Origin of the sequence: Croceibacter atlanticus HTCC2559 (assembly GCF_000196315.1) — a bacterium.
GTDB classification, from domain to species: Bacteria; Bacteroidota; Bacteroidia; order Flavobacteriales; family Flavobacteriaceae; genus Croceibacter; species Croceibacter atlanticus.
In genome coordinates this window covers 385,256-399,974 of sequence record NC_014230.1, presented here as the reverse complement: position 1 = coordinate 399,974, position 14,719 = coordinate 385,256, and the positions used below count along the sequence as shown (strand labels likewise).

The 14,719-nt window shown below is 33.7% G+C and carries 16 protein-coding genes and 1 tRNA gene; 16 read left to right on the top strand and 1 reads right to left on the bottom strand.

The window, feature by feature from the left end; translation table 11 throughout:
* Positions 1-10: 10 nt before the first annotated feature.
* The 16 genes from CA2559_RS13650 to CA2559_RS01535 all read left to right on the top strand — a co-directional run bounded on the left by CA2559_RS13650 (position 11) and on the right by CA2559_RS01535 (position 12,243).
* A complete protein-coding gene (locus CA2559_RS13650) occupies positions 11-193 on the top strand; it encodes a CPXCG motif-containing cysteine-rich protein (RefSeq protein WP_083798851.1) in 183 nt (60 codons plus the stop codon).
* A gap of 145 nt (positions 194-338) precedes the next feature.
* A tRNA-Met gene (locus tag CA2559_RS01605) sits at positions 339-411 on the top strand.
* Positions 412-464: 53 nt separating this feature from the next.
* Positions 465-683: a YgjV family protein gene (locus tag CA2559_RS01600; protein ID WP_013186083.1), complete on the top strand. Its 219-nt coding sequence runs from the start codon at positions 465-467 to the stop codon at positions 681-683.
* Positions 684-750: 67 nt separating this feature from the next.
* Positions 751-1,212, top strand: coding sequence for an RNA methyltransferase (locus CA2559_RS01595; protein WP_013186082.1), 462 nt, complete (start codon positions 751-753; stop codon positions 1,210-1,212).
* Between the two features lie 5 nt (positions 1,213-1,217).
* Positions 1,218-1,718, top strand: coding sequence for a GreA/GreB family elongation factor (locus CA2559_RS01590; protein ID WP_013186081.1), 501 nt, complete (start codon positions 1,218-1,220; stop codon positions 1,716-1,718).
* A 134-nt stretch (positions 1,719-1,852) separates the two neighbouring features.
* Entirely contained in the window at positions 1,853-4,477 is a 2,625-nt protein-coding gene (locus CA2559_RS01585) for a TonB-dependent receptor (protein ID WP_013186080.1), read from the top strand.
* A gap of 98 nt (positions 4,478-4,575) precedes the next feature.
* Positions 4,576-5,442, top strand: a complete 867-nt coding sequence (locus CA2559_RS01580; protein ID WP_013186079.1) for an alpha/beta fold hydrolase — start codon at positions 4,576-4,578, stop codon at positions 5,440-5,442.
* 44 nt (positions 5,443-5,486) lie between these two features.
* A complete protein-coding gene (era, locus tag CA2559_RS01575) occupies positions 5,487-6,371 on the top strand; it encodes a GTPase Era (RefSeq protein ID WP_013186078.1) in 885 nt (294 codons plus the stop codon).
* A 20-nt stretch (positions 6,372-6,391) separates the two neighbouring features.
* On the top strand, positions 6,392-6,652 hold the full coding sequence (locus tag CA2559_RS01570) for a thiamine-binding protein (protein WP_013186077.1): 261 nt from the start codon (positions 6,392-6,394) through the stop codon (positions 6,650-6,652).
* The gene (pnuC, locus tag CA2559_RS01565) at positions 6,636-7,268 is read left to right on the top strand and encodes a nicotinamide riboside transporter PnuC (RefSeq protein ID WP_013186076.1); all 633 of its coding nucleotides are present in this window, start codon (positions 6,636-6,638) and stop codon (positions 7,266-7,268) included. Before CA2559_RS01570 ends, pnuC begins: the two co-directional genes overlap by 17 nt.
* Entirely contained in the window at positions 7,229-7,783 is a 555-nt protein-coding gene (locus CA2559_RS01560) for an AAA family ATPase (RefSeq protein WP_013186075.1), read from the top strand. Before pnuC ends, CA2559_RS01560 begins: the two co-directional genes overlap by 40 nt.
* An 11-nt stretch (positions 7,784-7,794) precedes the next feature.
* Positions 7,795-9,354 carry a DUF4301 family protein gene (locus CA2559_RS01555; RefSeq protein WP_041241072.1) on the top strand — a complete coding sequence of 520 codons (1,560 nt, stop codon included), beginning with the start codon at positions 7,795-7,797 and terminating at the stop codon, positions 9,352-9,354.
* A complete protein-coding gene (gene arfB / locus CA2559_RS01550) occupies positions 9,354-9,761 on the top strand; it encodes an alternative ribosome rescue aminoacyl-tRNA hydrolase ArfB (protein WP_013186073.1) in 408 nt (135 codons plus the stop codon). Before CA2559_RS01555 ends, arfB begins: the two co-directional genes overlap by 1 nt.
* A 294-nt stretch (positions 9,762-10,055) precedes the next feature.
* A complete protein-coding gene (locus tag CA2559_RS13500) occupies positions 10,056-10,382 on the top strand; it encodes a hypothetical protein (RefSeq protein WP_013186072.1) in 327 nt (108 codons plus the stop codon).
* A gap of 39 nt (positions 10,383-10,421) precedes the next feature.
* A complete protein-coding gene (locus CA2559_RS01540) occupies positions 10,422-10,745 on the top strand; it encodes a hypothetical protein (protein ID WP_013186071.1) in 324 nt (107 codons plus the stop codon).
* Positions 10,746-10,872: 127 nt separating this feature from the next.
* The gene (locus tag CA2559_RS01535; RefSeq protein WP_041241070.1) at positions 10,873-12,243 is read left to right on the top strand and encodes a sigma-54-dependent transcriptional regulator; all 1,371 of its coding nucleotides are present in this window, start codon (positions 10,873-10,875) and stop codon (positions 12,241-12,243) included.
* Here the strand turns inward: CA2559_RS01535 and CA2559_RS01530 are convergent, their stop codons facing one another.
* A complete protein-coding gene (locus CA2559_RS01530; RefSeq protein ID WP_013186069.1) occupies positions 12,244-14,685 on the bottom strand; it encodes a hybrid sensor histidine kinase/response regulator in 2,442 nt (813 codons plus the stop codon).
* Between the last annotated feature and the right edge of the window lie 34 nt (positions 14,686-14,719).

Below are 14,719 nucleotides of genomic sequence, written 5' to 3'. Positions count from 1 at the left end.
ACTTTAAGATATGTACGAACACTTCTTTCAATGCCCTTATTGCTGGGAAACAATTTCAATGCTCTTAGACACTTCTGTAAGACAGCAAGTTTATGTTGAAGATTGCGAAGTGTGCTGCAACCCTATTGAAGTCGAAGTGAAGTTCGAAAATCACGAATTAGTACAATTTGAGCCTCAAAATTTAGGGCAATAATATTTTCAAAAATAATAGTCAAAATATTTCGTCAGATTGTGAATAGGTTGTATATTTGCCATCCCAATCAAACGAAAGGGAATTGTTTTTTGTCAAGCTTATGATTTGAAGGTTGCAAAACCAAGTAAAAAACAGACATACAAATCGCGGGATAGAGCAGTAGGTAGCTCGTCGGGCTCATAACCCGAAGGTCACTGGTTCGAGTCCAGTTCCCGCTACTAGCAAAGCTTCAGAGAAATCTGGAGCTTTTTTTATCTCTAATATTTAAACTATGGATTTCAATTACATAGAGCTTATAGGTTACATTGCGAGTGCATTAGTGTTATTTTCTTTTTTCTTTAGAAACATTATAAGGTTAAGAATAGTTAACTCCTTTGGTTGCGCATTTTTTGTGGTTTACGGCATTTTGCTAGGTAGCATTCCCATTATAATTACCAATGTTGCTATTTTATTAGTAAATGGATATTATCTTTTTATAAAAAAGAAGTAACTAAGATATCAAACCTATAATAGTTTAGTATTTATAGGGTGTTGCAAACTATACTTATCTTTGTAAGATGCAACCGAACAACTTTACAACAGACTTTTTTGGAATAGGAATCTTAAATGGCAAGACTCCAGAAAATTTAGGTGTTTTATGGCGAACAGCCCAGAACTTAGGCGCTAGCTTTATTTTTACAATAGGTAAGAGATATGCCCATCAAGCAAGTGACACACACAATTCGGTGAAATCTATGCCGTATTATCATTATAAAGATTTTAATGATTTTTTTGACCACCTTCCAAAAGGTGTAAGAATTGTAGGTGTCGAAAAAACTGAAACAGCAATACAATTAGAAGATTTTGAACATCCAAGACGCTGTGTATACTTATTAGGGGCAGAAGATCATGGGTTAACTCGAGAAGCTATAGACAGGTCACACTTCTTAATTCAATTTAAATCTGAATTTAGTCTAAATGTTGCTGTTGCAGGAAGCATTGTGTTGTATGATAGAAGTAGGAATAAACCATTTCAATAAACGTTATGAGTAGAGGATTTGTAAAAGAAGATGATCAGGAAGAAGCACCAATTATACCACCAAGAGCAGCTTTGCCAAATGGTGTAACTAACTATGTAACGCCAAATGGCCTGCAAGAATTAAAAACAGAACTTAAGCAATTGGCAGAAGAGCAAGCTAATCTAGGCATTAAAGACGACCAGGAACGAAGACGCGCAATAGCCGTAATTACTGCAAAGATGAATCAGCTTAAAGAACGCTTGGCTTCAGCAAGGTTATTAGATCCTAAAGACCAACCAAAAGATGAGGTTAGGTTTGGGGCTACAGTAAAGCTAAAGAACAAAACATCTAACCTGGTTCAGGAATTTCAAATAGTTGGTGTGGATGAAGCAAATATTAAAAAACAGAAAATAGCATTTGTTGCGCCATTGGTTTCTGCAATTATTGGTGCAAAAGTGAATGAAAATGTGAGTTTTAATTTAGGTGGCGAGGTTCGTGAATTGGAAATTTTATCAATCACGTATTAAATTTTAAAATCTTATGTTTTATTGATTGGTTGTGTAAGATTGCCTTAAGTAAATACAGGTAAAACAATAATATTTTAGTGAAAGTCATAATTTTTGGGTAATTTCAAAGGCAATTAACCGTAACCAACTAAATTATGAAAACACTAATTTTTACACTGGGCTGTTTATTTATAACAGCCTTTACATTTGCTCAAAGTTCTGTGTCGGGAACAATTACAGACTCTAACGGCGGCCCTTTACCAGGTGTCAATATTATTGAAAAAGGCACTTCTAATGGTACATCCACAGATTTTGATGGAAATTACACGCTTACAGTACCAAATGATGCTGTCCTTGTAATAAGCTTTGTAGGCTTTGAAACTCAAGAAATTTCAGTAAACTCACAAACAACAATTAATGTAACACTTCAAGAAGGTAATACCTTAGACTCTGTCCAGCTTGTAGGATCACGTAGCCCTAAAAGAACAGCAACAGATACACCAGTGGCAATCGATGTTATTGAAGTTTCAGACATAGTAACTCAAGCTGGTAAAATTGAAATTAATGAGCTTCTTCAATACGCAGCGCCTTCATTTAATGCCAACAAGCAATCTGGTTCAGACGGTGCAGATCATATAGATCCTGCTACATTAAGAGGTCTTGGCCCAGATCAAACGCTAGTATTAGTAAACGGGAAACGTAGGCACCAATCTTCTTTAATAAACATTTTTGGAACTAGAGGTCGTGGTAATACAGGAACAGATTTAAATACCATTCCAGCAGCTTCAATTAAACGAATAGAAATTTTACGAGATGGTGCAGCAGCACAATACGGGTCAGATGCAATTGCAGGTGTTATAAACATTGTATTAAAAGATAATGTAGATGAATTTTCTGGAAGTGTAAGCTATGGTGCATATAACACAAATGCAAAAGGAGATTTTCCAGACGGCACTCCAAACACAGACGGCAATAGGCTAGATACAGATAGAGATGGAAATGCTATTGGAGACGATCAAAGCTTAGATGGTGGTTCTCTAAAAGTGTCAGGTAATTATGGTGTTGCAATTGGAGAGGAAGGTTATGCAAACTTTACAACAGAATATGTAAATAAAAATAAGACCCTACGACCAGGTTATGACTTTAGAAGAGGTTTTGGTGAAGCTGCGATTGAAGGATTTAATATATTCGGAAACTTGAGTTTCCCAGTGTCAGACCAAACCGAAGTTTATGCCTTTGGTGGTCGAAATTATAGAGATACAGATGCCTATGCATTTACAAGAAATGGAGGAGAACGTGTTGTTACAGAAATATATCCAAATGGTTTTACGCCAAGAATAACATCTATAATTACAGATAATTCTTTTGCAGCAGGTGTACGATCTGAGTTAGGAAACGATTGGAAAGTAGATTTAAGTAATACTTACGGAAAAAATGTCTTTCATTATTACATAAAAGGAACCCTAAATGCATCTTTAGAAGAAAACTCTCCTACAGAGTTTGATGCTGGTGGTCATTCTTTATCACAAAACACAATAAACTTAGACTTTTCAAAATATTACGCAGACATAGCTAATGGTTTTAACTTAGCAATTGGTACAGAGTACAGAACAGAAACATTTACAATTTTTGCTGGAGAAACAGGTTCTTATGCAACCTACGACACCAATGGGCAACCCATAACAGATCCTCAAACACAACAACAACCTATAGATCCAGGAACTGGTAACCCAAGACCTGGTGGCTCACAAGGTTTTCCAGGCTATAGCCCGGAAAACGTAGTAGATAGAAGTAGGTCTAACGTTTCTCTGTATGTTGATACAGAATTAGACGTTACAGAAAAGTTTCTTTTAGCCGGCGCAGTTAGATTTGAAAACTACAGTGATTTCGGAAGCACATTTAATGGTAAATTGGCTTCAAGATATAAGCTTACAGATAATATAAATTTAAGAGGATCTTTAAGCTCAGGCTTTAGGGCGCCATCTTTAGCACAAGTATATTACAACTTGCGCTTTACAGATTTTCAAGGTGGAACCGCAACAGAGTCACTACTATCTGCAAATAATAGTCCTGTAACCAGATCATTTGGTATTGGAGAGTTAAAAGAAGAAACAGCTACAAATGCATCTTTAGGGTTTACAGCTAAAGCTGGAGATTTTACAGCTACTATAGATGGTTATTTTGTGAGTGTTAAAGACCGTATAGTACTAACTGGTACTTTTGATGCTCCACAAATAGACAACGTTAATGAAGCTCAGTTTTTTGTAAATGGCGTAGATACAGAAACTACAGGTGTAGATATTATACTTTCTTACAGGAAACTTTTAGATGACAGCTCAATTTCTGCCACTTTACTAGGTAATATAAACAGTATTGAAATTAAGGATGTAAATAATGGCAACTTAGATGAAGATACATTTTTCGGTGCGAGAGAGCGAGCATTCTTATTAGCTTCTGCACCAGATAGCAAGTTTGCTTTAAACATGTCTTATGTAAAAAATAAGTTTAATACAGCATTAGGGATTACAAGATATTCAGAAATAACTTTAATCGATTTTGCAGAAACAGAAGATGTATATGATGCAAAATTTACTGTTGACTTAAACTTTGGGTATGAAATTACAGACCAAGTTAAGCTTAGTATAGGTAGTAATAACTTATTTAATGAATATCCAGACCAGCAAAATGATGGCGAAACCGAAGGTGGTGGTTATTGGGATTCAGTTCAAATGGGATTTGGCGGTGCATACTACTATACACGTCTAGATTTCACATTCTAAGTTATTTAAATAGTTAAAAATTAGTCTTAAAACTCTCAACACTAGTTGAGAGTTTTTTAATTTGTAAAGTCAAGATAAAAACTGAATTCAAAAAGAAGATGAAAACCAAAACCCAGTTATTAGTACTAATACTTATAGGAGTCTTATTCGCTTCTTGCACAGCATTACAATATAGAGAAACTACAGAAGAGGTTTACCTTAGGCATAAAGCTATAAACATACCTACAGAAATTACTACATTCAATTCAAAAGTAATAGATAGAAACATTAGGGTACAAGCAGTAAAAGAATCTAACAATAACATTAATGTTATTTTTTTTCACGGTTCACCTAGCTCAATGGCTGCTTGGCGAGATTATTTAATAGACACTTCATTAGTAAAGAAAGCTAACTTATATGCAGTAGATAGGCCAGGTTATGGATATTCTGGTTTTGGAGATGAGCTTACATCTATTAAAACTCAAGCCAAAGTTATGAACGAGTTAATTAATGACTATAACTTAGAGAATGTTATTTTGGTAGGAACATCTTATGGTGGTCCATTAGCAGCAAGGATAGCTGTTTTAAATACACGCGTAAAAGCACTAATTATGGTGTCTCCAGCATTAGACCCAAATCAGGAAAAGAAAATTTGGGCATCTAGGCTAACGCAATGGTGGCTCACGCGTTGGTTGGTGCCAACAGGTTACCGTGTTGCTGGAGATGAAAAGACGACGCACGCTAAAGAATTAGAAAAGATTGAAGATGGTTGGGAAACATTAAAAATTCCCGTAGTTCATATTCACGGAACAGAAGATAAAGTAGTGCCATTTGGAAATATAAATTACTCTAAAGAAGTTTTCGAAAATATAACTGTAATTCCAATTTCAAATGCAGGACATGAAATTGCCTGGCAAACACCAGAACTCGTAAAGCCCGAAATAGAAGTGCTCATTACAACACTTATAGAAGACATAAAACCTTAGGAACACTAGAGCAATAAAATGTATCTTTGTATAAAAGTTTTAATATGGCTCATAAAGCAGGATTTGTAAATATAATTGGAAACCCAAATGTGGGTAAAAGCACATTAATGAATGCCTTTGTAGGAGAAAAGCTAAGCATCATAACAAGCAAAGCTCAGACCACAAGACATCGTATCTTGGGAATTGTAAATGGAGAAGATTTTCAAATTGTGTTAAGTGATACGCCAGGAATTATAAAACCAGCATATCAACTTCAAGAAAATATGATGGATTTTGTAAAGTCTGCTTTTGAAGATGCAGATGTACTTATCTATATGGTGGAGATTGGAGAGCAAAGTCTTAAAGATGAAGCCTTTTTCAAGAAAATTACAAATGCAGAAATTCCTGTATTATTATTACTTAATAAAATTGATACTTCAGACCAGCATCAATTAGAAGAACAAATGCAGTATTGGAAAGAAAAAGTGCCAACTGCAGAAATTTACCCAATTTCAGCTTTAGAAGGTTTTAATGTTTCTGAAGTATTAAATAGAATTATTGAAGTAATGCCAGAGTCTCCGGCATTTTACCCTAAAGATCAATTAACAGATAAGCCAGAACGCTTTTTTGTAAATGAAATTATTAGAGAAAAAATTCTAATGCATTACAAAAAAGAGATTCCATATAGTGTAGAGGTAGATACCGAAGAGTTTTTTGAAGAAGAAGAAATCATAAAAATGCGAAGCATTATTATGGTTGAGCGAGATTCTCAAAAAGGAATTATAATAGGTCACAAAGGAAGTGCTTTAAAACGAGTAGGAGTTGAAGCACGAAAAGATTTGGAAAAGTTTTTTGGCAAACAAGTCCATATTGAGTTATATGTAAAAGTGAACAAAAACTGGCGTAGTAACGATAATCAATTACGTAGATTTGGCTATCTAAACAAATAACTGAAACCAAACCAACCATAATGAATATTTCAGTCGAGCTAACGCTAACTCCACTACAAGACGATTTTGAACCAGCAATAATAAACTTCATTAAATCCTTAAGAGCTTCAGGGTTAAAAGTATTGGAGAACCCTTTAAGTACGCAAGTATATGGAGAGTATGACGAGGTGATGGGTATTCTTCAAAAAGAAATGAAAATAGCTTTAGAGGCTGTTGAGAGAGGTTTACTTTATATTAAAATCGTAAAATCTGATCGTCACGATTATGAGCCCCATTTTTGAGTTTTTCTTCGGGCAATATCGAGGTTACGAAACACATATTATAGGTCTTGAAGTTGCCGGTATTGTATTCGGTTTAATATCTTCTATTTGCTCTATGCGCAACAGTGTTTGGGTGTATCCTACAGGAATAGTAAGTACTTTAATCTTTGTTTACATCTTATTAAAATTCAATTTACTAGGTGATACCATAATTAATGGTTACTACTTTGTAATGAGTATTTACGGCTGGTATATTTGGACAAGAAAAGTTACACCAACGCAAACAACACCTATAACAAAGGCTACTAAAAATGACTATACGAATAGTTTAGGAATATTTTTAAGTACAATGTTGTTTATATACATAATATATTATGTGTTTGAAAAGTTTGAGGGTTGGGTATCCTATATAGATATACTTACAACAGGATTGTTCTTTGTAGGTATGTGGATGCTTGCCAAAAAGAAACTAGAAAACTGGCTGTTTTTATTAATGGGAAATGTAATTAGTGTGCCGCTCTATTTTTACAAGGGTTTAACATTGAGCAGTTTTCTTTACGTTATATTTGTCATTATCTCAATATTTGGATACTTAGCTTGGAAAAATATTTTAAACAACAGACTTCAGACTGCCTAAAAATTGTTCTCTACGGTCCTGAATCTTCAGGAAAAACTACTTTAGTAAACCTTTTGGCAGAACATTTTAAAACAGTTTCTGTGCCTGAGTTTATGAGAATATATTTACAAGACAAATGGGATAGGACACAAACAGTTTGTGAAAAGGAAGATTTAATCCCAATTGCAAAAGGGCAAATTAATACGGAGAATGAACTTTCCAACGTTGCAAATAAATATTTGTTTTGTGATACTAATCTTCGTGAGATAAAAGTTTACTCCAAAGCATATTATAACGAATATTGCCCCAAAGAAATCTTAGGTGCTGTTAATGACCACCATTACCACCTATATCTATTAACCTATATTGATACACCTTGGGAAGCAGACGATCTTAGGGATAAACCTGATGAACGTAAAGCTATGTTTTTAAAGTTTAAGGATGAGTTAGATGCAAATAATTGTAATTATGTAATATTACAAGGTAATGTAGAAACTCGTTTAAAAACTGCAATAGAGCATTGCGAGGCACTATAAAAGCAAATATTTTGGATTTTACAGCACAGCAACTTAAGCAAATAGAAAATCACGGTTTAACGTTAAAACAGGTTGAGAACCAGTTGCAAACCTTCATGGAAGGTATTCCTTTTATAAATTTGACAGACTGTGCTACAATAGAAAACGGAATCCTTCAAATCTCAGACGATAAGAAACAGACGTATATTAAGTTATACAATTCAAAACTAGATGATATTGAAGTCATCAAATTTGTTCCTGCTTCAGGCGCTGCTACAAGAATGTTTAAGTCATTATACCGGTTTTTAGACACCTATAATCCTTCAAAAGAAAGTATTAATGCCTTTATAAATAAAACAAAAGACAATACACTTAAGCTCTTTTTTGTCGGCTTAGAAAAATTTCCATTTTATGAGGCTATACTTCAGCAGCTAAAGAAAACTTGTCCAAATTATAATTCACTTTCTGATGATGATAAAAAAGTGTGCATTGTAGAGTGTTTATTAGGCGAAACTGGACTTAACTACGGAAATCTCCCTAAAGGATTGGTGCCTTTTCATAAATATAAAGAACATACTGCATCTGCTTTTGCAGAACATTTATTTGAGGCCTCTAAGTATGCTGCTCCAAATAAAAAGGCGCATCTTCATTTTACCATATCAAATAACCATTACAATAAGTTTAAATCTGAGTATGATCGTATAAAAGACATAGTCTCTAATAAAACTGACACGACATTTATTACCACAGAGTCTTACCAAAAGAAAAGTACAGACACTGTAGCGGTTAATTTAGATAATACACCATTTATAGATGACGATGGCAATCTGGTATTTAGACCTGGCGGTCATGGTGCATTAATTGAAAATTTAAATGAACAAGATGCAGATATCATATTTATTAAAAATATAGACAATGTAGTCACATATCAATATGAAGAAGATGTGGCCAACTATAAGAAAATGTTAGGTGGTTTGCTTTTAGAGCAAAGACAAACATCGTTCAAGTTTCTTGAGATGTTAGATGAAAACGCGAACCCTACAGAAGAATTTATACACGAGATTGTTTACTTTTTACAAGACAACTTTAATAATATACTGTCCGAAGATTTTGAGAAGTTCTCTTTAAAATATCAAATTGAATATTTGAGGGAACAACTTGATAAACCTATTCGTGTTTGTGGGATGGTTAAAAACGAAGGAGAGCCAGGTGGCGGTCCTTTTTGGGTTAAACATGAAAGCGGTAAAATATCTCTTCAGATTGTAGAATCTGTTCAAATTAACAAAGAAGACCCAAGACAGTTGAGTTGCCTTAATGATGCAACACATTTTAATCCTGTAGATATTGTTTGCAGCGTAAGAAATTATAAAGGAGAAAAATTCGACTTACTTAAATATGTAGATTATAAAGCAGGCTTTATAAATCAAAAGACCATAAATGGCCAAGATATAAAAGCATTAGAACGTCCTGGTTTGTGGAATGGCTCTATGGCACATTGGAATACAATTTTTGTAGAAGTTCCCTTATCTACATTTAACCCTGTAAAAACTGTGGTAGATCTATTAAAAGAATCACACCAAATAAGTAATTAATGAATACCTCTCAACTTATAGAAGAGGTAGAGTTTAACACTACCACAAGTTCTGGACCTGGCGGCCAACACGCTAATAAAACAGAAACAGCAGTTGAGCTTAGGTGGAATATTAACTCATCTCAAGCAATTTCAGAAAAAGAACGTTTTATATTGTTAGAAAAGCTTTCCTCAAGGCTAACTAAAGATAACGTCCTTATTATTGTGGCTCAAGACTCAAGAAGTCAACACAAAAATAAGGATATAGTTATTAAACGTTTTTTAGAGCTTATCAAAAAGAACGCTAAGCAAAAACCTCCTAGAAAAAAGACAAGACCTTCTAAAATGGCCAAACTAAAACGCCTAAATTCAAAGAAAAAAACATCTGAGAAAAAAGCAAATAGACAGAAGCCAAGATTAGATTACTAAACTATACAGATCTTTTGTGTAACAATTACACACAATTTTAAAGTTTACACACCTGATATCCAATTTTCAACTTTCATATATTTTGTACCTAATTAGTTGTGTTTTTATAAACTACATATAAAACAAAACCTGTAATACATTGGTTTTTATTGTTTTATAAGTACTGGTATGTACTTTTTTATCTATAATATTCTATCAAAACTTACTTAATAATTAATTTTTTAAAGCCTTGGTATAATTGTAGCCTTATACCTAACAACTTTGAAATATTAAATAAATCTAAAATTAGATATCATGAAAAAGATCATATATACAGCGGTAATCGCATTAGGAGCAATAGGATTTACAAATGCACAAGCTACAACACCAGTAGCAGCAAATACAGAAGCTTCTGTTGAGGTAAAAGCAGAGTCTTTATTACAGGAAAAATATGTAGAAATTAAAGCTACAGATTTACCACAAGAGGTTCAAACTGCACTATCAAAAGATTTTGAAGGAGCAACCTTAAATAAGGCGTACATAAACAGTAAAAACGAATATAAATTAACCCTTACTACTGCAGAAGATACAGAAGCAACTGTTTATGCAACTGCAGAAGGAGAGTGGATTAAGAAAAAATAACCACCAACTAGATTATAGTTTAACTACAAAAAAAATGTTATGAAAAAGATCATATTAACAGCTGCAATTGCTCTAGGTACACTAACAGCAATGAATGCACAGGAAAAGAAAACTGAAACAATGGCAATGACAAAGACTGAAGTGAAGACTACAGTTGCTGTTCAGGATAATTACAAAGCAATTACTGCAGAGAAATTACCACAAGCCGTTAAAGAAGCATTTGCATCAGATTTTAAAGGGGCAACTCTTACTAAAGCCTTTGCAAATGACAAGGACGAGTACAAGCTTGTCATAACTACTGCAGATAAAGCTGAAAAAACCGTTTATGCAAATAGCAAAGGCGAGTGGATTAAAAAGCAATAGAAGCAGGATTTAGTTTTTAATACGTTGAAGAGGCACTCAGTAAAATGGGTGTCTTTTTTTTATGATAACTTTAAAGACAAAAGGTGTGGAGACTTTCTATTTTTACAATTCATACATATATGAAATGATACAACGAATATTAGTCGTAGAAGATGACGTTGCTTTTGGTAAAATGCTTTCTAAGTTTCTAGAACGAAAGGGTTTTCAGGTAAGTACTGCCTTAAACGGAAATCATGCTAGAAAGCAGATGGAAGAACAAAAGTATGAATTGCTTATAACAGATTTAAAGCTTCCAGATGATAGCGGCCTTAATCTTTTGGAGTATTGCCAAAGCGTATCTGCAGATACTAACATTATTTTAATGACAAGTTATGCAGAAGTTTCAACAGCTGTTGAAGCTATTAAAAAAGGGGCGTTAGATTATATTTCAAAACCGTTTAGACCAGAAGAATTGCTAATGGTTATTGAGCAGGCAGAAAATAAATCTAAAACAAATGCTACACTTAATGTTGAAACAAGTCCTAAAGCTAAAACCGTAAAGCACAAAACGAGTGAGCTTCCAGACTCTTCTTCATTTGTGAAAGGTATTAGTGAATCTTCTAAGAAATTTAATGAGTACCTAAAACTTGTAGGACCAACAGATATGTGCGTGCTTATACAAGGTGAAAGTGGTACTGGTAAAGAGGTTGCCGCAAATGCTATTCATAACTTTAGCAAACGCAGTAACGAAAATTTTGTAGCTGTAGATTGTGGTGCTATCCCTAAAGAAATTGCTGCAAGTGAGTTTTTTGGACACGTAAAAGGAAGCTTTACAGGCGCAATAAATGACAAAAAAGGTCATTTTGAAGCTGCTCATAAAGGCACATTATTTTTAGATGAGGTTGGTAATCTGTCTTACGAAAACCAAGTTCAGCTTTTGCGTGCCTTACAAGAAAGAAAAATAAAACCTGTAGGCAGCAACAAAGAGATAGAGGTAGATGTTAGAATTATTTCTGCCACTAATGAAGATCTTTTAAAAGCAGTTGCAGATGGTAAGTTTAGAGAAGATTTATACCATAGGCTAAATGAGTTTTCTGTACATATACCTAGCTTAAAAGAGCGTAGTGACGATTTATTCTTATTTACAGAGTTCTTTTTAGAAATGGCTAACAAAGCTTTAGATAAAAATGTTGTAGGCCTGTCTAAGGAAGTTGAAGAAGCTTTTAAATCCTACAACTGGCCTGGTAACTTGAGAGAATTAAAAAACATTATTAAAAGAGCTGTTTTACTTACAACTGGGCAGTTGGTGCCAATAGATGTAATTCCTAGAGAAGTAGTTAACTTTAAGGGACAAGCGCCAATAACAACTCAAGATTTTTCTAAAGACACTAATGAAAAGCAACTTATTATTAATGCACTTAAAGAAGCCGGTTACAATAAGAGTAAAGCGGCTAGGTTGCTAAATGTTACCAGAAAGACTCTTTATAATAAGATGGAGCATTATAATTTAGAGTTGTAATTATCTATTCTTTAAAGCTGTCACTAAATTTTCTACTTTTTCTTGTAATGAGTTAAATAGAGACGTTAATGTTTCTTGCCTTAAGTTTTCTTGAGTTACATACTCTAACACATCTAAAATTTTTACAACCTCTTTAGCTTCTAATTGTCTGGTTAGTGTAAGCATTTTGTGTGCTATGTCATTTACGGCGGTATAATCTTCTGTTTTTACGGCTAGTGCCATACGTTGTAAATCTATATTCACTTCATTATAAAACGAAAACAAAACTTCTTCTAAAGCGTCTTCTGTACTAAGAAAAGAGTTGAGCAAGCTTAAATTAAATAATGTGCTTTGTTGTGTTGTTTCCTTTTCGCTTTCAATTTTAATAGGTATTCCCATATGTTCTGGAAATAATTGATTTAAGGCAGAATATAACTTCTCCTTAGGAAAAGGTTTGTGCAACAATCCAGAAAAACCTTGTTCTTTAAAAGATCTTACGGTGTATTCTCTACTACCTGTCATAGCTACAATTGGCTGTCCGTTATAATTTGCTTTAAAGTGTCGCTTTAGTTGTTCTAAAACCTGAAAACCATTTGTTTTTGGCATTTCAACATCTGTAAGTACAAAATCGTATTCAAAATTTTGCGAAGCAACAAAATCTTCAAAAGCATTAAAGCTGTGGCAAGTAATATTCATTTGGCCAAAAAGCTCTTCTAATAACTTAGTCATACTTGTATCATCATCTATAACCACAACAGTTAAAGACTTTACCGCTTTAGTTAACGTGGTAATTTCAGACTTAAGTTTACTCTCAGAAAGTTTGAGAGGTAATACTAATGTAAACGTACTACCTTGGTTTGGAGTACTATCTACAGTTAAGGTTCCATGTAATAAGTTGGTAAGTTTCCTGCTAATGGCAAGACCTAAGCCATTACCGCCAAAGCGTTTTATGGTATCTGCTTCAGCTTGCTGAAATTCTTTAAATATAAGTTCTTGTTTTTCTTTAGAAATACCTATTCCGGTATCTACTACCTTTATTTCTATCTCAAATTCTTGTGCTTTTTGCTCTAATATTTTAGCATAAACTGTAACAGAACCTTCTTCGGTAAATTTAAATGCATTACCAATTAGGTTACTTAATATTTGGCGAATACGTAGTGGGTCGCTTTCAAAAACTTGATTGCTTATAGCTTGGTCCACATAAAGATGGATGGCTACATTTTTTTGTTGATGCACATCTTTAGAGGTTTCAACAGTTTGCTGTATTATGCTTTCTAGAGAAAATGGTATAGTTTCAATATGTAGTTTACCAGCTTCTAGTTTAGAGAAATCTAAAAGGTCATCAACTAACTTGGTCACGTATAATGAGCTGTTGGTTATTTGGTTTACATAGTATAGTTGCTTTTCTGTAAGGTCTGTATTTTCAATAAGATCAGAGTAACCTACAATTGTATTTAAGGGTGTTTTTAAATCGTGACTTACAGTTGAGATAAGTTGTTCCCTACTTTTTAAAAGTTCTTCAGAATAATCTTTAGATTTTTTGAGTGATATTTTAAAGCGCTCTGCTTTAAAGAAATCATTTAAAATAATGTAGGTAAATAGGAGTATGATAAATATTCCTAAAACACCTGAGTACTTTAATATTGTACTTGTCCTATCTACAGAAGCACTTTTCTTGGTCGCTTGTATTTGATTTTTTCGTGCTATCTCTGCATCAAACGCAGTAATTATTTGGCGCAATTGTGCAGAAATATTTAGATCGTTCCTAATTAACTCATTCTCTTTTTGCTGTAGCGCTTCTCTAGATTTTGAATTTTCTCTTTTAGCTTCAGCCAGGATAAATCTTGTTGCAGTAATCATAGAGTCTACAACTTTTGTCTTTACAGTGGCAGTGTCTCGCTCTTCAGATTGATTTAGGTATTCTACATAATTACTCCAAATTCTACGTTCTCGCTCTGTAAGATCATTGGGGTTATTAATAAACGTTTCAACTGTGAGTTTCCCCATAGAGGATTCTAGCTTATTAAATTCTTCTGCTATATCATCAAAAGAAGAGTCTTTACTATTGGTAAGTTTAAGAATGCGTAGCTGCTCAATATTCTTAGTTTTTTGAAGCAGTAGCTCTTTAACATAATCCAATTGTTGCTTTTGAAATTGGATGTCTGTTAAGGTTTTTATTTCCTCAATTTTATTAAAAAGTGAGTCTGCTTTTTGTTGATATAACTCAAAATCAGACTCTTCACCAGTAAGCAAGGCAAGCCTGGAAAAGCCATCGGTTTCGTAAACTTGATTTATAAGTGTTCCGGTTTCTATAAATTTTTCATCTTCTGTTGTAGTCGTATTGGTTTTAAGCAGAAACTTAAATTCAGAATACAAGAAAAAACCTACAACAAGGGCTAAAACCCCTAAGGTCACATAACTAAGTATGATTTTAAAAGTAAACCTATTTTTGGTCTTATCCATAGGCTTCAAAAATACAGAGAGTTCTTATAGCGAT